Here is a 20,531-nt window from a genome sequence, read left to right as displayed (position 1 = left end):
CTTTGCCCTATGGAGCCGCAAAAACTGATATTTACCGCACAACCCGGCGAGGCACTCACTCGTGAAATCGAACGCATCGCCCCCGACAACCTCTTTGTCCTCTGCGACACCCACACCCGGGCCCTGTCGTTGCCCCTGGTGGCCGAGTCGCTCCCCCCATCGACCCGCTACATCGACATCGAGGCGGGCGACACACACAAGACCCTCGAGGCTCTCGCCCACGTGTGGGACGAACTGAGCCGCCACGGGGCCAGCCGCAAGTCGCTACTCGTGAATCTGGGCGGGGGTATGGTCACCGACCTGGGCGGATTTGCCGCCGCCTGCTTCAAACGGGGCATCCGGTTTATCAACATGCCCACGACCCTGCTGGGCGCCGTCGATGCGGCCGTAGGTGGAAAGACCGGCGTCAACTTCAACGGACTGAAAAACGAAATCGGCGCCTTCCGTCCGGCCGATACCGTAATCATCTCCACCCGGTTCTTCCACACCCTGCCCCACGAAGAGCTGCTCTCGGGCTATGCCGAGATGCTGAAGCATGCCCTCATCGACAGCCCGGACTCCTACCGGGCCCTGCTCGACTTCGACCTCGCGGCCCCCGACTGGGACCGTCTGCTCCGGTTGCTCGAAGAGTCGGTGCAGGTGAAACAGCGCATCGTTGCCCAAGACCCCCTCGAGACCGGCATACGCAAGGCCCTCAACCTGGGGCACACCGTAGGACATGCCTTCGAGAGCCTGTCGCACCGACGGGGTACGCCCATCCCCCACGGCTATGCCGTAGCCTGGGGACTCGTGTGCGAGCTGCTGCTCTCGCACCACTACCTGCGATTCCCTTCCGACCTCATCACCGGCCTGGCCCAATACATCTACCGCCACTACGGAGCCTTTGCCATCACCTGCAAAGACTACGAAACCCTCTACGAACTGATGACCCACGACAAGAAAAACGAGGCCGGACACATCAATTTTACCCTCTTGCAGGCCATCGGTCACCCCGTTATCGACCAGCATGCCGACAAGGAAGAGATATTTGTTGCCTTCGACCTCTATCGCGACCTGTTTAAATTATAAATTTATCTACTCTCATTTACAATCAGTTATGAGAAACAGCAAAAAAAGTTGCAAAAAAAGTCCACAAAAATTTTGTCATTGTAAAAAATAGAGCTACTTTTGCATCACCAAATCAGCGGGGTGTAGCTCAGCCCGGTTTAGAGTACGCGTCTGGGGGGCGTGTGGTCGCAAGTTCGAATCTTGTCACCCCGACTGAATGAAAGGCTTGATAATCAAGTGATTATCAAGCCTTTTCTTTTTATCCACGCCTAACCCGCACCCCGCGGGAGGGCTGCATAAGGGGGAAGGGAACAACACCGATACTCTGAAATTCATACCCTACTCCTACTTTTGATTGCAATCGGCAAAGACCGGTAGAAATGCAAAACATTCATATGCGGGTACAACTATCCACAATCTATCTATTTCGAAACAGGCGCAAAAGAGTTATTTTTGTAGAGCTAAAAACAAACACTATGAAAGTTTTACTGATTAACGGAAGCCCCCATAAAGAGGGGAATACCTTCATTGCCTTGTCGGAAGTAGCCAAGACTTTGGAAGCCAATGGTATCGAAACCGAAATCGTATCCATCGGCGCCAAGGCGGTTCAAGGGTGCATCGCCTGCGGACGCTGTAGAGAGTTGGGCCGGTGCGTATTCAATGACGAATTGTACAACCGGGTGAGAGAACAGCTGGAGGGTGCCGACGGCATCGTGATAGGGTCGCCGGTCTATTATGCCGGTCCTAATGGTTCGCTGTGCGCATTGCTCGACCGCCTGTTCTACTCCGCCGGATCATTGCTGGCCTACAAGCCGGCAGCCGCGGTTGCCGTGTGCCGCCGCGGAGGAGCCAGCGCCACCTTCGACCGGCTGAACAAATATTTTACCATCAACAACATGCCGGTAGTCTCGTCGCAATACTGGAACAGCGTGCACGGCCGCACTCCGGGCGAGGCCTCGCAAGACATCGAGGGGCTGCAAACCATGCGTACCTTGGGCCGCAACATGGCGTGGATGTTGAAGAACCTGAAGCAGGGCGGAGAACCCATTCCCGAGCAAGAGCCGTGGACGCCGACCCACTTCATCCGCTAATACATTCTCCTCATCGGTCCCGACTGGGGCCCGCTACATTATATAAATATTACATAGTAGAGCAATATGCCGACACCCCCCGCTTGTAACCGATAGAGAAGAGAGTCCAGAATTTTGTCTAAATACCCGGGCAAAATTCTGGACTCTCTTTTTCGGCAGCAAACAGAATCGAGCCGTCCCATACAGCCCCTGTCCCCTCCCTTTGAAGAGAGCCCTAAAAGGCCTACTTTATCTATCATGAAACACTCCAACTCGAGATAACCCCCTCATCAACAAGGAATCGTCTCAATTACGCTTTTATTTTAATTATATATTGGAAACACTTTTTATATTTAAAAAGCGAACTTCTACCAGAAAATTTACTACTTTTGAATATCTGAAAGAAACACAAAGACTCGAAACGACACTAAATTATCCTTAATAATCTATATCAAACCATGTAATTTTAATCGTTATGAGAAAAACATTTTTAGGAGTACTCGTTTTTATGAGTCAACTGATTTTCGCTCAAGGGATTGAGGTAATCAGTACCCAAGCTCTCAAACTCGACGGGCAAGGCGCATTTCTCCCGAAAATAAGTCCCAAGGGAGATTATATTCTGGTAACCGGCGACGACATGAGCGGGTTAAGAAAATTCGATCTCGCCACCGGCGAGCTCTCCACTATCACCAACGACCGCAGCGCAGGCTTCAACGCACAATTTGCCGGCGACGGCTCGATGATTGTCTACCGCACAAGCGAATACAAAGGCCGCTTGCGCTACTCTTCGCTGAAAAGCCTCGACTTGAAAACCGGTGAGACCAAGCAACTGATCAAACCGACCCGCAACCTCGAAGGGGTGAGCGTCGAAGGGGGTACGGTGCTGGCCGTAAACAATGGCAAACTGGTGACCAAACGGCTCTCGGGCGAGAGACTGAAAACGGTTCCGGCTATCCCCAGCATCAAAAACAGCCAACTCTACATCACCGTCAACGGCAAGACTCGCCAACTTTCGCCCAACGGCACCAACGTGGGCTATCTGTGGCCTTCGGTTTCGCCCGACGGCAGCAAGTTGCTCTACTACGTCATCGACGAGGCCAAAGCCTATGTCTGCAACATCGACGGCTCCAACCCCGTTTCGCTGGGCACCCTGCGCGCCCCGGTATGGATGGGCAACGACTGGGTAGTAGGCATGGTCGACTACGACAACGGCGAAGTTGTGACCTACTCGCAAATATTTGCCGTTACGGCTCAGGGGACAAACCGCACGGCTTTGACCGACCAATCGCAAATCTGCATGTATCCTTCGGCATCGGACGATGCTTCGAAAATTGTTTATACCACTCAAAACGGAGAAATTTATTTAATGAAAGTCGCAACCTCTAAATAATTATCACCATGAAACTCAATAAACTTCTTGGAACTGGTTTGGGTGTAGTGTTGGCCCTGTCGGCCAGCGCAAGCGACCTGAACGAAGCTCGTATATACATCAACCCGGGACACGGCGGCTGGGGACCCAACGACCGCCCCATGGCCACCATCAACTATGCACAATTAGACACGCTCGGTTTCTTCGAGACCAACACCAACTTGGTTAAGGCTCTCTCGCTGAAAGACGAGCTCGAAAAAGCCGGTGTGGGATACGTACGGATGTCGCGTACCGTAAACGGAGTGGTTGCCGAGGGTGACAAGAACAGAACCGAAAACGACCAATATACCGAGACTCAACCCGGCGAAAGCGGCACGCAACAACTGGTTACCCTCTCGGTAATCACGCAAGATGTCGAGGCCAACAACATGGACTACTTCATCTCGATACACAGTAATGCGGCCACCGAAGGCACCAGCACCAACTACCCGCTGCTGCTCTACCGCGGTACCGACAATGCCTCGGGCAACGGTCTGACCAATGCCCGCGAGATGGCTCTCGATGCCTGGCAGTATGTCAACAAAAACGACATCACCTACAAATCGGCCTATACCAGCGAAACGTCGAACAACAGCCGGGGCGACATCTCGTTCTACGGCAGCTCATCGGCCAACAGCATGGGCTACACCGGCTATCTGGGCGTGCTGAAACACGGCTGCGACGGGTTCCTCAGCGAAGGGTGTTTCCACACCTACCAACCCGAGCGTCAACGCCTGCTCAACAAAGACTATTGCAAGCAAGAGGGCGTACGCTACGCGCGGGCCATCCGGGCCTGGTTTGGCGACAACAGCGAGACGCAGGGCTGCATCATGGGTACCGTGAAAGACAAATACAACAGCCTCGAAAACGACCTGTATAACTACAAGGTAAACTCGGTCGACGCCTATGCACCGCTCAACAACGTGACCGTGGTTCTGCAGGATGCCGACGGCCAGGAGGTTGCCCGATACACCACCGACAACGAGTATAACGGTGTATTCGTATTCACCGACCTCGAGCCCGGTACCTACAATCTGGTATTCGACATCGAAGGCTTCTGGCCCGAGACCGAGCCCATCGAAGTGGTGGCCAACGAAACGGCCTTTATCAACCAACGCCTGACCGACCTCGAGCACGAGGAACCCTCTGACGAAGAGGTGGTAGAAGAGGTACTCGACTATCCGCACCCAGAACAGGATGGCGATATTGCCGCTGCCGGCTACTACAACTTCACCAAAGACCTCGAGCTCAACGACGTGGCTGCTCTCGAGGGCCTCACCGTACGTCGGGCTATCCTGCGCGACAACAAATACTATGTGCTGGCTGTCGATGCCGACAAGGCTCCCAAGCTGATGGTACTCGACCCCGCCACGGGAGCCCTCATCAAAGAGATGAGCACCGAGGGTATCGTGACCGAAGGCTACAACGGTAAGACCATGCCCTACGTCCTCTCAGACATCGGCTTCACCACCGACGGTGCCATTATCGGTACCAACTCGACCATCATCGGTAAAGAGAACAACGCATACCAGACGGGCGACTTCTACGTATACAAATGGCAAGGCGACGAGACTACCGCTCTCGAGGATGCCAAGCCCGTCGTGCTGGCTACCCTGGCCACCAATACCAGCAACAGCCTGGCCGCATCGGGCAACAACAACTCCAACTTCATTGCCAACACCATTGCCGTGAGCGGCTCGAGCGACGAGTTCCAACTCTACTTCGACTCGCACCCCGGCAACGACTGGACCACCGACTACGACATGCGCTACCTCTGCTGGAACTTCAAGAACGGCGAGTGGATTGGCTACCAGAAAAACAATGCCGACTTTACCGCTCCCCAAATCGGCGAAGCCGCCCAAATCGTACTCTCGCCCCTGGCCAAGAGCCGCTTCATCATCGACGGTACCATCACCAAGCCGCAAGAGTTCATCATCGACTGGATGAGCGAAACGGGTGTCATCCTGGCCGAATTCTCCGAAGATATTCCGGTTGAATCGAAGGGTGCCAACTACTTCCGCTATGCCGACAAGATTTACATGAGTGCTCCCGTCTGCGAAGAGAACGAAGGCACCTACTCCTATAAAGTTCGTCTGTACGATGTAACCAACGGCATCGACCACGCCCAGAACGTAGGCGATACCGAGGCTGCCATCACCTCGAGCGAACTGCTGCCGATGAGCAGTGCAGGCGTAGTCGACAATGCCGACATCGACCTCTACCTGATGGTAGGCAACGACGTGGTACGCTACACCACCAAGGGGGTAGAACAAGCCGCATCGCCGGCCCGTATCTATGCCTACGACCTCTCCTACACCGAGAGCGAAAGCAGCTACACCATCCACTTCAAACTCAACGAAGACGCTACGGCCGTCGACCTGCTCCTCACCAATCCCGAGAGCGGCGAAACGGTAGAGACCATCTCGCTGGGTGCTCTGGAAAAAGGTGAAAACGAAACCACCATCAGCCGCACCGAACTGCCTGCCGAGCAACTCAACTGGAGCATCAAGGCTACGGCCGACAACGTGACCCGCTTCACCAAGGTTTCCGACGACAGCGCTCTCTATCAATACTACGCCCCCTACGGTGTAGCCATCGACAAATCGCCCGAGAGCGACTACTTCGGACGCATCTACGTGACCAATACCGCAGCCGGTACCGTCAGCGCCGGTAACCCCGCACAAGCACAAACCTCGAGCGTAGGCGTATATGTACTCGGTGCCGACATCAGCGACATCACCAACCAAGGCTCTACCGCCTACAAGGGCACCATCTCGTGGAGCGGAAGCACCGGTATGGGTCCCCGCAAAGCTGCCGTAGCAGCCGACGGACGTGTATTCCTGTGCGACGCCAGCGCCGATAACGCCGGTATCTACTACATGGATCCCGAGACCTTCGAAATCACTACCCTGTTCCCGGGTGCTACCAACAACGCAGGCAGCCTCTCGATCGACGGTACCTACGTATGCGGACAAATCACCGCTGTGGGCGTGCGTGGCGAAGGTGCTTCGACCCAACTCTATGCCATAGACAAAACGGCATCGGGCAGCTCGTGGAAGAAGTTTGTCAACGTCTACAACATCGGCGAGAGCAACACCTGGACGGCCGCTCCCAACGAGTCGAAGGCGGCCAGCAGCTATGTAGGCAACGACAACAGCAGCGTGGTACCCGTTTCGACCGGTTACTGGGCAGCCAGCTACCGCGGTGCCGGCAGTAACTCTACCGCCAACCCCTGTATGTTCTATTACAGCGACCAATACGGTGATGCCGTATTCAACTCGGCCGAACCGAACATCATCAGCGAATCGTCGCAAAACGGTGCTTTGGCCGTCAACGAGAAAGAGTCGCTCGTGGCTCTGAGTGTCAACGGTGGCGTAGGCATATACTCCTACAAGATGAAAGAGGGTATCCCCGAAGTAACCGAAGAGTTCAAGATTGTGATGCCCGAAATGGGTGGCTATGTCAACGACTTCGAGTTTGACTATGCCGGTAACCTCTACGCCGTTTCTAACTCGGGCGAACGCCTGTCGGTATGGGCCATGCCTACCTCCGACAACAGCTGCATCACCCCGGCCAAGAAGTCGCTCGTACTCAACAGCGTCTACACCGGTATCGAGAATATGGCTGTCGTTACCCGCATCGCTCCCAACCCCACGACCGGTCTCATCCACATCTCGGCTGCTGCCGAAATAGAGACTGTCGAGGTTTACAACATAGCCGGTGCTCAAGTAATGCGAGTAGCTAACGTAGGAGCCAACACGGTTTCGATCGACCTCGCCGATCTGGCCAGCGGCATCTACTTCGTGAAAGTAAACAACGGCAAGGCCGTGAAGGTAATCAAGAGATAACCACTTTTTTCAATAGCAATCCGGCCGTCGTGCGACGGCCGGGCCTCTCTTAAAACCCTCAAGGGGTTGTGCCGATACGAAATCGGGCACAACCCCTTGCAGTTTATATATACCAAAGGATTCTACAACGCGACACCCGCTACTTCGAACGGCGCAGGAAATCCAGCCGCACAACCGGAATCAACCGGACTTTGAAGCTGTGCCACAGCCCCGTGTGGGTCTGGCGCAAGGCCAACACGGCAAAGCCCAGCGAACAGAGCGAGCAGACGAAGAAGATGAGCCCCGTGGTCGTGAGAATGTCGCCCAACCCTACCAGGGGCGAGACGATGCCGCCGAAAGCGAACCCGGCAGCCCCGAAGAGGGCCGAAGCCGTGCCCGAGTTGGCCCGCTCGCAATCCATGGCCAGCGTCGTGCTGGCCGTGAAGGTGAGTCCCAGCGCAAAGAGCAGCAGGAAGAGCAATGCCTCATACACCGCAAAGCTGCACCCCAGGCCAAGGGCCGCAAACTCGATGGCCGACAACAGAGTCATGCCCACACACCCGACAAACATGGCGTGCTCGGGATTGCTGAATTTCACCGACAGCCCGGCAGCCACCCCGATAGCCAGGGCATTGATGCCGAAAAAGAGGCTGAACTCGAAAGCCGAAAAGCCGTAGTGCTGCTGCATGATGAAGGGCGAAGAGGAGATATTGGCGAAGAGCACACCCATGGCAAAGCCCATCTGCAGCACATAGTAGAGATACCGCCGGTTGCGCAGCACCGTCCCGAAGGTGGTCAGCAACCCCTTCACGCTGCCCCGCTTGCGGAGGTCGACCGGCAGCGACTCCTTGAAATAGAGGTTACCCAGCAACAGCAAAAAGCCGATAACCAGGAGCACCATGAAGATACCCTTCCACCCGATCGAATCGGTAAGGAATCCGCCCAACACCGGCGAAGCGACAGGTGCTACCCCGTTGATGGCTCCGATGATGGCCATCGCCTTGGCCAGATCCTTACCCGTAAAGAGGTCGGTAGCAATGGAGCGCGACACCACGATACCGCCGGCTCCGGCCACACCCTGTATCAGACGGAAGAAGATGAAGCTCTCGATCGAGGTCGATAGCAGACAGCACACCGTCGACACGATAAAGAGTGCCATGGCGGCCAGCAGCGGCGAGCGACGGCCGTAGCGGTCGCTCAACGGACCGAAAAAGAGTTGGCCCAAAGCCAACCCGATCATACTCGACGTGAGGCCCAACTGAACCATCGAAGCCTGCGTGTTGAAATAGCCCACCATCGACGGCAAACTGGGCAGATACATGTCGGTCACAAAGGGACCGAAGGCCGTCAATGCCCCTAACAGTACAAATAAAAAGGGGCCTGTATTTTTACCTTTCATAACTTTACCTTTAAAAACCGTGACAAAATTACCAAGAATGTAGCCACATCTCTACACCGACAACCCGGTTATTAACCTTTTTTCAAGGTTGCCCCTTCATCCAGACCTCCCGCCCCGTCGTCCCCCGCGAGAATGCGTGAAAAAATTTTTTTTATTTAACCCTATTCTCTCCTTTCCGGTGCTCATATTCCCGGAAAGATACCGTATATTTGTTGCTCAAACTTTTGAAGATGAAAAAAATAATAGGACTTTTAGCGGCAGTCATGCTGCTCTCCATAGCGGGTGCCCAGGCCCAATCCTACAACACCAAAAGCCTGGGTGTGTCTGCCGGATACCTGTTCGAAAGCGAAAATGCTCAAGGGGGTATCTTCCTCCACCTGCCCATTGCCAGGAACTGGCGGGTAGCCCCTTCGGTCAACTATACCTTTTCGAACCACAAGCGCAACAACCTCGAGATCAATGGCGACGTTCACTACCTGGTACCCTTCGCCGGACGCTTCTCGTTCTACCCGCTGGCCGGTATCACCTTCCAGAGCTGGCGGGGCAGCGGCCTGCAGACCGACAAGGAACTGTCCAACACCATCAACAAATTCGGCATCAATGCCGGTGCCGGCTTCGAGATGAATCTTTCGCAACGGCTCGACCTCCACATCGAGGGTAAATACATCTTTATCGACCGGTTCCACCAGGCCAACATATCCATCGGTCTGGGGTATAAATTCTGATTTTTCCATGCCGTTGTCGTCGCCTCCTCTGCGCATTCATGTGGTATCGCTGCAGGTGCCCTTTCCCCCCGATTACGGAGGTGTAATCGACATCTACTACAAGCTGCGGGCTCTCAAAAGCGCCGGCTACGAAGTGCTGCTGCATACCTACCAGTACGACCGGCAGCAGGCACCCCAGCTCGACCAGGTGGCCGACCGTGTCTATTACTACCCGCGCAACCGCTCGTTTACTCGTCAGTTCTCGGTCGACCCCTACATCGTCTCGAGCCGACAGTCGTCGCAACTGCTCACCGACCTGCTGGCCGACGATGCCCCCATCCTCTTCGAGGGGATACACTGCTGCGCCCACCTGGCCGACCCTCGCCTGACCAGCCGCTGCAAACTGGTGCGCATGCACAACGTCGAACACGAATACTACGACGGGCTGGCCCGCAAGGCCACCGGCTGGCACCGCCTCTACTACCGGATAGAGGCCACCCGGCTGAAACGCTACGAGGCTATACTCGCCCACGCCGACGCCATCCTGGCCATCACCGAGAGCGACCGTTGCTACTTCGCCTCGAAGTATCCGCAAGTCGCCACGCTGTGGCTGCCCGCCTTCCAGGCCCACGACCGGGTGGCCCCCCTCTCGCCCAAAGGCGACTACATGCTCTACCACGGCAACCTCTCGGTCGAAGAGAACATCGAAGCGGCCCAATACCTGCTGCAACAGGTGGTCCCCTCCACCCCGGGCACATCGTGGGTATTTGCCGGGAAGAACCCCGCCGACCGGCTGGCCCGCCAGATTGCCGCCACCCCGGGAGCCCGGCTCGTGGCCAACCCCTCGGACGAGGAGATGGAGCGCCTCATCGGCGAGGCGGCCGCCAACGTACTCATCACCTTCCAGCCCACGGGCCTGAAGCTGAAACTGCTCCACGCCCTCTACACGGGGGGCCACTGCATTGTCAACAGCAAGATGCTCGTCGGCACGGGTCTCGACCGGGCCTGCCTCGTAGCCGACACCCCGCAGGCCTTGAGCCATGCCGTAGCCACGGTACTGAAGAGCCCCTTCGACCACCAGGCCCGCGAGCGGCGCATCCGCCTGCTCGAGCCATACGACAGCGCCCGCAACATTGCCCGGCTCACCCGACTACTCACAGAAAAAACGCTCTGAACAACCGACAACGGCTATCAGAGCGTCTTCCGGACAGGTAAATCCTCCCTGGACCCATAACACCATACAGTAGCTATTTATAATCTTTCAATATCTCTTGCAACCGCTGCCGGGCAAAAAAGATACGGCTCTTGACCGTACCCAGCGGCAGGTCCATCTTCTCGGCTATCTCGTGGTACTTGTACCCCGCCACGTGCATGGCAAAAGGCACACGATACTCCTCGCCGAAACTGTTGATGGCTTTGGTAATCTCTTTCACGGTATACGACCCCTCGGGCGAAGTGAAACCCGAATCCTGAGGCAAATTCAAATGGTACAGATCTTCGGTCTGGTCGATAATCGTCTGGTTGCGTACCACCCGGCGGTAGTTGTTGATAAAGATATTCCGCATGATGGTAAACACCCACCCTTTGAAATTGACATTGTCGATATATTTATCCTCGTTGTCAAGGGCTTTGAGCGTAGTGTCCTGGAGCAAATCCTTTGCCTCTTCCCGGTTAGCCGTAAGCATGTAGGCAAAATTCAACAGATTGTCTTGCAGATCGAGCAATCGGTCCTGAAATTTTAGAGAGCTCATATTTGATAATTTTTCTGATGATTTTTGTAATTTGTGTTTTGTCTCTTTTCACTACTACTCTGTATTACGAAAATGCACCGAAAATTCACTATCAACTACTACTGTCTGAAATCCCAACATTCTCCCAAAACATCCTCGAGACCTGCTACAATCTCGAGGGGAGCTCAAAAAGATCTATTTTCGCAAAATACAACACAACAATATCGGTTCTGATTATTTTTTTATTTACTTTGTAACATGTTTATTATCTCTTTTTATTTTGTTTCCTGACAATAAACACTTTCGCGTATGAAAAAGTTTCACAAAAATATTTTTTTTATCTTATTCTTTCTTAATCTCTTTGCGGCGAGCGCACAAGATACTATATATCAGATAGATATAGATAAAGAGATTGGCAGCACTACCTGGCGATACCTGCGTACCGGTCTGCACCAGGCGCAAGAAAAGGGTGCCAAAGCCGTCGTTCTCAGGCTCAATACCTACGGCGGGACCGTCGTACATGCCGACTCCATGCGCACCGCCATCCTCAACTGTCCCCTGCCCGTCTATGCCTTTGTCGACAACAACGCCGCATCGGCCGGAGCCCTCATCGCCATTGCCTGCGACAGCATCTACATGCGCTCCAGCGCCAGCATGGGGGCCGCCACGGTGGTGAACGAGACGGGGGCCGCCATGCCCGACAAATACCAGTCGTACATGCGCGCTACCATGCGCGCCACGGCCGAGGCGCATGGCAAAGACTCGACCGGCAACTGGCGGCGCAATCCGCTCATTGCCGAGGCGATGGTCGACGAACGCATCGTGGTGCCTCACCTGTGCGACTCGGGCAAGGTGCTCACCCTCACGGCCAGCGAGGCGATAGCCCAACGCTACTGCGAAGGGACGGTCGAAAGCGTCGACGAACTCATCGCCCAACAGCTGCACCGCGACCGCTACACACTGGAGCAATTCGAGCCCTCGCTCTTCGACGAGATTGCCGGCTTTCTCACCAACCCCGCGCTGCAGGCCATCCTGGTCACCCTCATCTTCGGCGGCATCTTCATGGAGCTGAAGACCCCGGGCGTAGGGCTGCCTGCTGCCGTGGCCTGCACCGCCGCCGTACTCTACTTCGCCCCGCTCTACCTCGACGGACTGGCAGCCAACTGGGAGATTCTCATCTTCGTCGTGGGCGTCATCCTGCTCATCTTCGAGATATTTGTCATCCCGGGCTTCGGCATCGCCGGCATCTCGGGTTTCACACTCATATTCGCAGCCCTCGTGCTGGCACTGGTGGGGAACGTCAACTTCGACTTCGAGTTCGTCCCGGGCCGGGAGATAGGCCGCGGGCTCATCACCGTCTCCGCAGGCTTCATCATCTATTTCGTGTTGCTGCTCCTCTTCTTCAAAAAGCTCACGAGCAAAGGCCCCATCGGCCGGCTGGCCCTGAACTCGGCTCAGGATAAGGACGAGGGCTACATAGGTGTACCGCCCGAACTGCAACAGTACATCGGCCAGACGGGCGAGGCGGCTACCATCCTGCGCCCCTCCGGCAAAGTGGTCATCGACGGCACCCAGTTCGACGCCGTAGCCCTGCACGGCTATATCGAGCAGGGAGCTACCGTGCGGGTGGTCAAGTATGAGAACGCTCAACTCTATGTGGTTGAGGTAAAATAAAAAGAGAAATCAACAACGCTATAAAAACAACTACCGATATGAAATTCATAGGCATCATTCCGGCCCGCTACGCATCGACCCGATTCCCCGGGAAACCGCTGGCCGACATGAAAGGGAAATACATGATTCAGCGGGTATACGAACAGGCCCGCAAAGTGCTCGACCACGTGTGTGTGGCCACCGACGACGACCGCATCTTCAACGCCGTACAGTCGTTCGGCGGAGAGGTGGTGATGACCTCGGCCCAGCACCGCAGCGGCACCGACCGTTGCTTCGAGGCCTACCGCACGCTGGGCGGTCACGAAGATGTAGTCATCAACATCCAGGGCGACGAGCCCTTCATCAAACCCGAGCAGATCGAGAGCCTCATCGCCTGCTTCGACTCGCCCCAAATCCAGATTGCCACCCTCGTGCGGCCCTTCGAGGCGTCCGAGGGATACGAAGCGCTGGCCAACCCCAACTCGCCCAAAGTGGTGCTGAACGAGCGGCACGAGGCCCTCTACTTCAGCCGCTCGGTTATCCCCTACCTGCGAGGTGTGGAACCGGCCGAATGGCTGGCCCGCCACACCTATTACAAACACATAGGCATGTATGGCTACCGGGCCGACGTGCTGGGCCAAATCACCTGCCTGCCCCAGTCGTCGCTCGAACTGGCCGAATCGCTCGAGCAGCTGCGCTGGCTGCAAAACGGCTACACCATCAAGGTAGGTATCACCACCCAGGAGACTATCGGCATCGACACCCCGGCCGACCTGGAAAAAGCTATCACATTACTGCCATGACCACGACTCTCGACCGCATAACCCCTCCGCCTGTGGGGGCATTCCCTCCGCTCGCCCTGCCCGAGCCCCAACGCTATCGCCTGACCAACGGCATCGAAGTGACAGCCTGCAACCTGGGCGACGAAGAGGTATGCCGCGTCGACCTCATGTTCGACGGCGGCTACTATGCCGACATCCGGCCCGGCACAGCCTCGCTCACCCTGCTCATGCTCAAGGAGGGGGCTGCCGGCAAAAGCTCCGAAGCGATAGCCGAGGCCTTCGACTACCACGGGGCCTGGCTGCAAACCACCACATCGAGCCACTACCAGTATGTGACCCTCTACACCCTCAACCGGCATCTCGACACCTGCATCGGTCTGCTGGCCGACATCGTGACCAGCCCCGACTTCCCGCAGCCCGAGTTCGACCGGCTGAAGGAGCGACGCATCCAGCAACTGCTCGTGCAGAACGAGAAGGTCGACTCGCTGGCCTCCGACACCTTCCTGGCACAGATTTTCGGCAGCGAGCACCCCTACGGACGCATCGTCACCCCCGCCCACCTCGAGCGCATCGTCACGGACGACCTCCGGGCCTACCACCGCCAGCACATCCGCCCCGACCGATGCCACATCTTCGTCGCCGGCAAGGTGACCGACCGCCTGCTCGACAACCTGGAGCACCACTTCGGCCAAACGTGGCAAGGTCCCGCCGACGAGCCGACGCCCGACCCCGTCTACCCCATAGAACCGGCCAGTCAGCACATCGCCATCACCCACAAGGAGCACGCCCTGCAATCAGGCATCAGGCTGGGACTGCCGGTCATCAATCGCGACCACCCCGACTTCTTCGCCCTCAAGCTGCTCTGCACCGCGCTGGGCGGATACTTCGGCAGCCGCCTCATGTCGAACATCCGGGAGGAGAAGGGCTACACCTACGGCATCTCCTCGTCGGTAGCCGCCATGCGATACGGCAGCTACCTGGTCATCTCTACCCAGACCGGCACCGAGTTCACCCGCCCCCTCATCGACGAGGTCTTTGCCGAAATCGAGCGGCTGCGCCACGAACCCATCCCCGCCGACGAGCTGACCGTTGTCAAGAACTACCTGCGCGGCGACATGGCCCGCACCCTCGACTCGCCCTTCTCCATTGCCGACTACTACCTGTCGCTCAAGGCTAACGCCCTCACGACCGACTACTTTGCCCGGCAAGACGAGGCCATCCGCCGGCTCACCGCCAACGACCTGCTCGAGGCGGCCCGCCGCTATCTGGAGCCCGACCGCTTCTACATAGCCGTAGCCGGCGACCGCGAGAAGATTCCCGAGTTGTCGCTACCCCGATAACCCGACCTCCGACCCATAAAAAAATCCGGTCCTGCAACCATCTGCAGAACCGGATTTTTTTGCGGCACCCTCACCCGTCGGCACTACCGCAGCACCAGCCGGCGGGGCGAGCCGCTCCACGAGCAGCCCATGCAATAGACCGTCTCGAGGTCGAACCCTTCGAGGCTCTCGCCCTCGTTGCGAGGCACCACCCGATAATCGTCCGTCACATAGACCGACCGCCGTTCGCCCCCGCTGTTCTTCACATACAGGGCCGAGACCTTACATTGCGGGCACAGCAACTTTCTCATCATTCATGCGTTTTTACGATTACACAAAAAAATACCCCGACAGGAACAGAGTTTCTATCGGGGCAATTCTTTTCAATCACAACAGAGGTTTTAACTCAACGATCGATTATTCTCTTTCGCCCAGTTTGTCGTCCAGGAAGAGGACACCCGATTCGTCTTTGCAGCGTTTCAGTTTCTCAACGATGTTGAGAGCGGTAGCCTCTTCTTCAACCTGCTCGCGAACATACCCCCAGAGGAAGTCTTGAGTAGCTTTATCTTTCTCGGCCGAAGCTACGTTGACCAACTCGTCGATCAACGAAGATACGTGGCACTCGTGTTGATATACGTTCTCGAAAGCATCGAGCACGTTTTCCCACTCTTGAGGAACTACGTCGATTTTATCCACTTTAGCTACACCGCCACGTTTAGCCATATAGTCGGCCAAATCGTAAGCATGCTGCAACTCTTCCTGCGATTGTTTACGCATCCAGTTGGCAAAACCGTCGTATCCCAATTTCTTGAAATAGAACGACATCGACAGATAAAGGTTCGACGACCACATCTCGGCCGTAATCTGTACGTTAATGGCTTCTTGTAATTTCTGTGAGATCATAATGCTATGTTTTTTAAGTTTAATATTCAGTTCTCAAAACCACAGAGAGTACTACAAAAATTGTACCAACCGCCAACCGGGCGGCCTATATGCCCCACTGTCAGTATCACGGTATCGCTCCGTCCCCATTTTCATGCCGTATTTTCGCCGTCGGCGCCATCTTGTCCGATTCCCGGCGTGGACATTTTGGCAGGCCACGGCCGGCACGACCTGGATACCGCACCGTAGCACGATATGTTCCAACACTCCTCACAACTCCCAATGCACACCGTGTCACCCCGCACTCAATGCGGGGTCCAGTAAAGTGTCGCTTGCGGGTACCAGCCTTTGCCGGTATTTCTGGATACCGCGTCACAGCGCGAAATGACATGAACGGGTATCCCTGGATACCGCGTCGGAGCGCGGTATGACTAGTCCACTCCGTCACGCTGCGGTATGTCATAAACAAAAACCCCTGCAACTCGCACGAGTTGCAGGGGTTTGTCATATCGATAGTGTTATCGATTACTTGTTCAGGGCTTGGGCTACGTCTACGGCGCAAGCTACGGTGCAACCTACCATGGGGTTGTTACCGATACCGAGGAAGCCCATCATCTCTACGTGGGCAGGTACCGACGAAGAACCGGCGAACTGAGCGTCGCTGTGCATACGACCCATCGTGTCGGTCATACCGTAAGAGGCGGGACCGGCAGCCATGTTGTCGGGGTGCAGGGTACGGCCCGTACCACCACCCGATGCAACGGAGAAGTATTTCTTGCCTCTCTCTACGCACTCTTTCTTGTACGTACCGGCTACGGGGTGTTGGAAACGCGTGGGGTTCGTCGAGTTACCCGTGATCGATACGTCTACGCCTTCGTGCCACATGATGGCTACACCTTCGCGTACGTCGTCAGCACCGTAGCATTTTACTTTGGCGCGTTCGCCTTTGGAGTAGGGGATTTCACGAACCACTTTCAATTCGCCCGTATAGTAGTCGAACTGAGTTTGTACGTAGGTGAAACCGTTGATACGCGAGATGATTTGTGCAGCGTCTTTACCCAGACCGTTGAGGATGCAACGGAGGGGCTCTTTACGTACTTTGTCGGCTTTGGCGGCAATTTTGATAGCACCTTCGGCAGCGGCAAACGACTCGTGACCGGCCAGGAAGGCGAAGCATTTGGTCTCTTCGCGGAGCAGACGGGCAGCAAGGTTACCGTGACCGAGACCTACTTTACGGTCGTCGGCTACCGAACCGGGGATACAGAACGACTGCAGACCGATACCGATGGCTTCGGCAGCGTCGGCGGCGTTTTTGCAACCTTTCTTCAAGGCGATGGCGGCACCTACTACATAGGCCCACTTGGCGTTTTCGAAGCAGATAGGTTGAGTCTCCTCGCAAGTTTTATAAGGATCGAGTCCGTAAGATTCGCAGATGGCGTTGGCCTCTTCAATATCTTTGATGCCGTTGGCGTTCAAGGCAGCAAGAATTTGCTTGATACGACGGTCTTGACTTTCAAATTTCACTTCTCTAATCATAGTCTCTTCCTCCTTATTTTATTCGTTACGGGGATCAATATATTTCACTGCACCGGCCTCTTTGGTGAAACGACCGTAGGTACCGGTTACTTTCTTGAGAGCCTCGTTGGCGTCGGTTCCTTTTTTCACCTCTTCCATGAATTTGCCCATGTGAACAAATTCGTAGCCGATGATTTCGTCGTTTTCGTCGAGAGCCAGCGTCTTGATGTAACCTTCGGTCATTTCGAGGTAACGGGGACCTTTGGCCAGCGTACCGTACAGCGTACCTACCTGGCTGCGCAGACCTTTACCGAGGTCTTCGAGACCGGCACCGATCATCAGACCGCCTTCGGAGAAGGCCGACTGGGTACGACCGTAAACGATTTGCAGGAAGAGTTCGCGCATAGCCGTGTTGATGGCATCGCAAACGAGGTCGGTATTCAAGGCTTCCAAGATGGTTTTACCGGGGAGAATCTCCGATGCCATAGCGGCCGAGTGAGTCATACCCGAGCAACCGATAGTCTCTACCAGAGCTTCTTGGATAACACCGTTCTTTACATTCAGCGTCAGTTTGCAAGCACCTTGTTGAGGAGCGCACCAACCGATACCGTGGGTCAAGCCCGAAATATCAATCACTTCTTTTGCTTTCACCCATTTTCCCTCTTCGGGGATAGGAGCCGGTCCGTGATTAGGACCTTTCTTTACAACACACATGTGTTCTACTTCGTGTGAATAAACCATAATTCGCTCTTTTTATTTGATGAGTATTTTTATGCTCTTTTCAGCGATGCAAAGATAAGTTTTTTTCTTCATGTAAACAAGGGCTTTCCCCGGGCAATCGCATCAAAAAAATAAGGGACCCGGCATATTTATACCTCCCCGGCCGGCGAGGCGAAGGGCGACCTGTAGGCGGCGATGCCCTGTTCTCGATAAAGCAAAGTCCCGGCCTCAAGAGCCGGGACTTGATTCTGTGCGTTACGCAATTTCTGTTTCTCATGCTATCGCGGGCGACATGCCGCTGTAACGACAGCACTTACCGCACGACCGCTTTCCGCACGGTATCGCCCACCTGCACGATATAGACTCCACCGGACAGCGTGATGGTGCGGTCGGTTCCCCGATATACCGGGCGACCTTGCAGGTTATAGACGGTAGCCGGGGCTGACGTGCCCGCTATGTGCAACTGGCCGGGGGTAGTGAAGATGCGGAGGTTATCCCCATCGACCGACTGGATACCGCTCACCTCGTTGCCGGTGAGCTGCACGAGAATGGCAAAGATACGGTAGTTCACCCCTTCGCCCACGGGGATGAGAAGCGTATATACCTCACCCGGCTCGATGTCGTCGCTACCCGTATAGTAGAGGTAGCCGTCGGCTATGTGGGCGTCGAGTATGCGGGTGTCGCCCGAGGGTGTACCAAAGTAGGCTCCTTCGGGAATTTCGGGCAGGGCAATGGAGTCGCCATGCCCGGCGGCAATCATGCCGGTAGCCAGCTTTTCGCCCGGCCATTCTCCCTTGTCAATAGTGATGTCAAACGGGGTTTGCCCATACCATTGTCCCTGGTTGTCCACCAGGGTGGACAGGATATGGTACGACCCGGCATCGGCCGGCAATCCATAGGCGAACGGTTCGATGGTGTCCGTACGGTAGGCATAGACGGCCGAGAAACTGTCGGGAATACCTTCTACCGTGAAGTCGATACCAGCCTCTATCGGGGCTTGGTCATACACCGGGTTTCCGGGTGTAATGTCCAGCGCAATATCCGTCCCGCTCGTATTCCGTTTGTACACCCCATAAGGGAAGCCCTCGCGATACCCGGTCACACCTTCGCCCACCGGTATGGCTATGGCTCCTTCCGTCAAGTAGTCTGTGATTGTCGGCTCCACGAAAAAGCCACCTTCAACGACGTTGTAATTGCCCCATACCTGGTTGACCTCAAACCTGCCCATATATCCCCCCTTAATGGATAATTGAGTACCATCTTGTCGGTTGATAAAGATGTCTTTGTCACGAAATTCATCGCCCGGGGCCGAGTTATTGATGATAACACCGCCTGTGATGGAGATAGTGTCCACCCAGTTAGTCGAAACGCCGGCTCCGAAATAACCGATATTACCGGAAATGAGACCACCGTTGATAACGAGGGATCTCGCTTGATTCATGTAAATTCCTCCACCCGAGTTGGAGCCCTCGCAAACATTGTCAATAATCAGACCGCCATTGAGCGTAAACTGGGAGTAGAGATATCCGTAAATCGCTCCGGCATCTTTTATCCCGTTGTTGCCCGATATTTCTCCACCGTTCATCACGAAGTGTGCTCTCGATCCTGAGATATAGACACCACCTCCTTTGTCGGCTCTGTTGCCCCATATCTTGCCCCCGTTCAGGGTCAAAGCCTCATAGGCAAATATACCTCCACCTCCCGAAACCGAGGTGTTACCGGCCACTTGACCGCCGTTGATGACAACCCTTCTTTCCATCTCACCCGGCTCATCACTACTATCCCAGATAGCGATACCGCCACCCCCGATAGGGCCTAAATTAGTGCGAGTAGATCGATTGCCGGCTATCGCACCGCTTTCGAGCGTGAAGCAAGCTCCCTCCCCATCGACAAAGACACCTCCAAGGGTAAGGCCACCGGTAATTACACCGCCATCAATCACGCCGATGGTATCGGCTGCCTCATACTGAGTGTTCCACTCGTCCGACCCGTCGTCGAACACGAACCGTCCTTCCTCATTTCTATAATACCGGTGCTGGTGCTCCGGAGCTTCGCTCCCCTCTTGACAGTCGCACACCGTGAGTTTGGAAGCATCGACACTGATAACCGGGTTGTCGCCCAGGCCGGTCAGTTGGTAACCATTCAGACACAGGGTAACCACCGCTCCGTCGGCTATGACGAGGTCGGCTTCCAGCCTGGTGTCGCCGGTGAGATAATACATGGCCGGCTGCTCGTCGGTAGAGCCGGTCCCAATCGTGTCCCCGCTTGCCGGTAACGGAATCCATCCGTCGCTGTGGTCGTGGGCACTCAACTGTGAGGTTGTCATTATCGCCAGAAAGGCGATGGCTGTGTAAAGCGATTTCATATCTTCAAGTTTTTAGTGATGGCATCTGTTGTCTCCCTGTCGGGTCAAACAAAAATAACCATAACCCAAAGGCAAAACAACCGCCATCCCCCCCTTACAGAGCAATTTTT

Annotated in this window: 16 protein-coding genes and 1 tRNA gene; 10 read left to right on the top strand and 7 right to left on the bottom strand. The window is 55.5% G+C overall.

Annotated elements, in window-relative coordinates; all coding sequences use genetic code 11:
- Positions 1–9: 9 nt before the first annotated feature.
- The 5 genes from aroB (at position 10) to B5F38_RS09300 (ending at position 7,373) form a co-directional block, all read left to right on the top strand.
- Entirely contained in the window at positions 10–1,068 is a 1,059-nt protein-coding gene (gene aroB, locus B5F38_RS09320; protein WP_087409017.1) for a 3-dehydroquinate synthase, read from the top strand.
- 116 nt (positions 1,069–1,184) lie between these two features.
- A tRNA-Pro gene (locus B5F38_RS09315) sits at positions 1,185–1,260 on the top strand.
- A 263-nt stretch (positions 1,261–1,523) separates the two neighbouring features.
- Positions 1,524–2,138: a flavodoxin family protein gene (locus B5F38_RS09310; protein ID WP_087409016.1), complete on the top strand. Its 615-nt coding sequence runs from the start codon at positions 1,524–1,526 to the stop codon at positions 2,136–2,138.
- Between the two features lie 487 nt (positions 2,139–2,625).
- Entirely contained in the window at positions 2,626–3,507 is an 882-nt protein-coding gene (locus B5F38_RS09305) for a hypothetical protein (protein ID WP_241147844.1), read from the top strand.
- Between the two features lie 8 nt (positions 3,508–3,515).
- Positions 3,516–7,373, top strand: coding sequence for a T9SS type A sorting domain-containing protein (locus B5F38_RS09300; protein WP_087409014.1), 3,858 nt, complete (start codon positions 3,516–3,518; stop codon positions 7,371–7,373).
- A 139-nt stretch (positions 7,374–7,512) separates the two neighbouring features.
- Here the strand turns inward: B5F38_RS09300 and B5F38_RS09295 are convergent, their stop codons facing one another.
- On the bottom strand, positions 7,513–8,751 hold the full coding sequence (locus B5F38_RS09295) for a multidrug effflux MFS transporter (protein ID WP_087409013.1): 1,239 nt from the start codon (positions 8,749–8,751) through the stop codon (positions 7,513–7,515).
- A 230-nt stretch (positions 8,752–8,981) separates the two neighbouring features.
- Between B5F38_RS09295 and B5F38_RS09290 the strand changes: the two genes are divergently transcribed.
- Together B5F38_RS09290 and B5F38_RS09285 are read left to right on the top strand one after the other, a co-directional pair.
- Positions 8,982–9,476 carry an outer membrane beta-barrel protein gene (locus B5F38_RS09290; protein WP_143240957.1) on the top strand — a complete coding sequence of 165 codons (495 nt, stop codon included), beginning with the start codon at positions 8,982–8,984 and terminating at the stop codon, positions 9,474–9,476.
- A gap of 7 nt (positions 9,477–9,483) precedes the next feature.
- Positions 9,484–10,629 carry a hypothetical protein gene (locus B5F38_RS09285; RefSeq protein ID WP_087409011.1) on the top strand — a complete coding sequence of 382 codons (1,146 nt, stop codon included), beginning with the start codon at positions 9,484–9,486 and terminating at the stop codon, positions 10,627–10,629.
- Between the two features lie 73 nt (positions 10,630–10,702).
- Here B5F38_RS09285 and B5F38_RS09280 read toward each other — a convergent pair whose 3' ends face one another.
- The gene (locus B5F38_RS09280) at positions 10,703–11,206 is read right to left on the bottom strand and encodes an RNA polymerase sigma factor (RefSeq protein ID WP_025278265.1); all 504 of its coding nucleotides are present in this window, start codon (positions 11,204–11,206) and stop codon (positions 10,703–10,705) included.
- A 288-nt stretch (positions 11,207–11,494) separates the two neighbouring features.
- Between B5F38_RS09280 and B5F38_RS09275 the strand changes: the two genes are divergently transcribed.
- Genes B5F38_RS09275 through B5F38_RS09265 form a run of 3 tightly spaced genes read left to right on the top strand, consistent with a single transcriptional unit; the run spans position 11,495 to position 14,960 of the window.
- The gene (locus tag B5F38_RS09275) at positions 11,495–12,859 is read left to right on the top strand and encodes an NfeD family protein (RefSeq protein WP_087409010.1); all 1,365 of its coding nucleotides are present in this window, start codon (positions 11,495–11,497) and stop codon (positions 12,857–12,859) included.
- A gap of 38 nt (positions 12,860–12,897) precedes the next feature.
- The gene (gene kdsB / locus B5F38_RS09270; RefSeq protein ID WP_087409009.1) at positions 12,898–13,641 is read left to right on the top strand and encodes a 3-deoxy-manno-octulosonate cytidylyltransferase; all 744 of its coding nucleotides are present in this window, start codon (positions 12,898–12,900) and stop codon (positions 13,639–13,641) included.
- Positions 13,638–14,960, top strand: coding sequence for a pitrilysin family protein (locus tag B5F38_RS09265; protein ID WP_087409008.1), 1,323 nt, complete (start codon positions 13,638–13,640; stop codon positions 14,958–14,960). Before kdsB ends, B5F38_RS09265 begins: the two co-directional genes overlap by 4 nt.
- 83 nt (positions 14,961–15,043) lie before the next feature.
- Here the strand turns inward: B5F38_RS09265 and B5F38_RS09260 are convergent, their stop codons facing one another.
- The 5 genes from B5F38_RS09260 to B5F38_RS09240 all read right to left on the bottom strand — a co-directional run bounded on the left by B5F38_RS09260 (position 15,044) and on the right by B5F38_RS09240 (position 20,421).
- Complete coding sequence (locus tag B5F38_RS09260) at positions 15,044–15,250, bottom strand: hypothetical protein (protein ID WP_087409040.1); 207 nt, start codon at positions 15,248–15,250, stop codon at positions 15,044–15,046.
- A 106-nt stretch (positions 15,251–15,356) separates the two neighbouring features.
- On the bottom strand, positions 15,357–15,842 hold the full coding sequence (locus tag B5F38_RS09255) for a ferritin (protein ID WP_087409007.1): 486 nt from the start codon (positions 15,840–15,842) through the stop codon (positions 15,357–15,359).
- A 504-nt stretch (positions 15,843–16,346) separates the two neighbouring features.
- The gene (locus tag B5F38_RS09250) at positions 16,347–17,357 is read right to left on the bottom strand and encodes a GGGtGRT protein (protein ID WP_087409006.1); all 1,011 of its coding nucleotides are present in this window, start codon (positions 17,355–17,357) and stop codon (positions 16,347–16,349) included.
- An 18-nt stretch (positions 17,358–17,375) separates the two neighbouring features.
- Positions 17,376–18,077: a nitrogen fixation protein NifU gene (locus B5F38_RS09245; protein WP_025278272.1), complete on the bottom strand. Its 702-nt coding sequence runs from the start codon at positions 18,075–18,077 to the stop codon at positions 17,376–17,378.
- 292 nt (positions 18,078–18,369) lie between these two features.
- Positions 18,370–20,421, bottom strand: a complete 2,052-nt coding sequence (locus B5F38_RS09240) for a hypothetical protein (protein WP_087409005.1) — start codon at positions 20,419–20,421, stop codon at positions 18,370–18,372.
- Positions 20,422–20,531: the final 110 nt, after the last annotated feature.

The organism is Barnesiella sp. An22 (assembly GCF_002159975.1).
Taxonomy (GTDB): Bacteria; Bacteroidota; Bacteroidia; order Bacteroidales; family Barnesiellaceae; genus Barnesiella; species Barnesiella merdigallinarum.
This window is presented reverse-complemented; position numbering and strand designations above follow the sequence as displayed.

Coding starts and splice junctions, on each gene's coding strand:
- aroB (WP_087409017.1), top strand. CDS start 10: ATGGAGCCGCAAAAACTGATATTTACCGCACAACCCGGCGAGGCACTC.
- B5F38_RS09310 (WP_087409016.1), top strand. CDS start 1,524: ATGAAAGTTTTACTGATTAACGGAAGCCCCCATAAAGAGGGGAATACC.
- B5F38_RS09305 (WP_241147844.1), top strand. CDS start 2,626: ATGAGTCAACTGATTTTCGCTCAAGGGATTGAGGTAATCAGTACCCAA.
- B5F38_RS09300 (WP_087409014.1), top strand. CDS start 3,516: ATGAAACTCAATAAACTTCTTGGAACTGGTTTGGGTGTAGTGTTGGCC.
- B5F38_RS09295 (WP_087409013.1), bottom strand. CDS start 8,751: ATGAAAGGTAAAAATACAGGCCCCTTTTTATTTGTACTGTTAGGGGCA.
- B5F38_RS09290 (WP_143240957.1), top strand. CDS start 8,982: ATGAAAAAAATAATAGGACTTTTAGCGGCAGTCATGCTGCTCTCCATA.
- B5F38_RS09285 (WP_087409011.1), top strand. CDS start 9,484: ATGCCGTTGTCGTCGCCTCCTCTGCGCATTCATGTGGTATCGCTGCAG.
- B5F38_RS09280 (WP_025278265.1), bottom strand. CDS start 11,206: ATGAGCTCTCTAAAATTTCAGGACCGATTGCTCGATCTGCAAGACAAT.
- B5F38_RS09275 (WP_087409010.1), top strand. CDS start 11,495: ATGAAAAAGTTTCACAAAAATATTTTTTTTATCTTATTCTTTCTTAAT.
- kdsB (WP_087409009.1), top strand. CDS start 12,898: ATGAAATTCATAGGCATCATTCCGGCCCGCTACGCATCGACCCGATTC.
- B5F38_RS09265 (WP_087409008.1), top strand. CDS start 13,638: ATGACCACGACTCTCGACCGCATAACCCCTCCGCCTGTGGGGGCATTC.
- B5F38_RS09260 (WP_087409040.1), bottom strand. CDS start 15,250: ATGAGAAAGTTGCTGTGCCCGCAATGTAAGGTCTCGGCCCTGTATGTG.
- B5F38_RS09255 (WP_087409007.1), bottom strand. CDS start 15,842: ATGATCTCACAGAAATTACAAGAAGCCATTAACGTACAGATTACGGCC.
- B5F38_RS09250 (WP_087409006.1), bottom strand. CDS start 17,357: ATGATTAGAGAAGTGAAATTTGAAAGTCAAGACCGTCGTATCAAGCAA.
- B5F38_RS09245 (WP_025278272.1), bottom strand. CDS start 18,077: ATGGTTTATTCACACGAAGTAGAACACATGTGTGTTGTAAAGAAAGGT.
- B5F38_RS09240 (WP_087409005.1), bottom strand. CDS start 20,421: ATGAAATCGCTTTACACAGCCATCGCCTTTCTGGCGATAATGACAACC.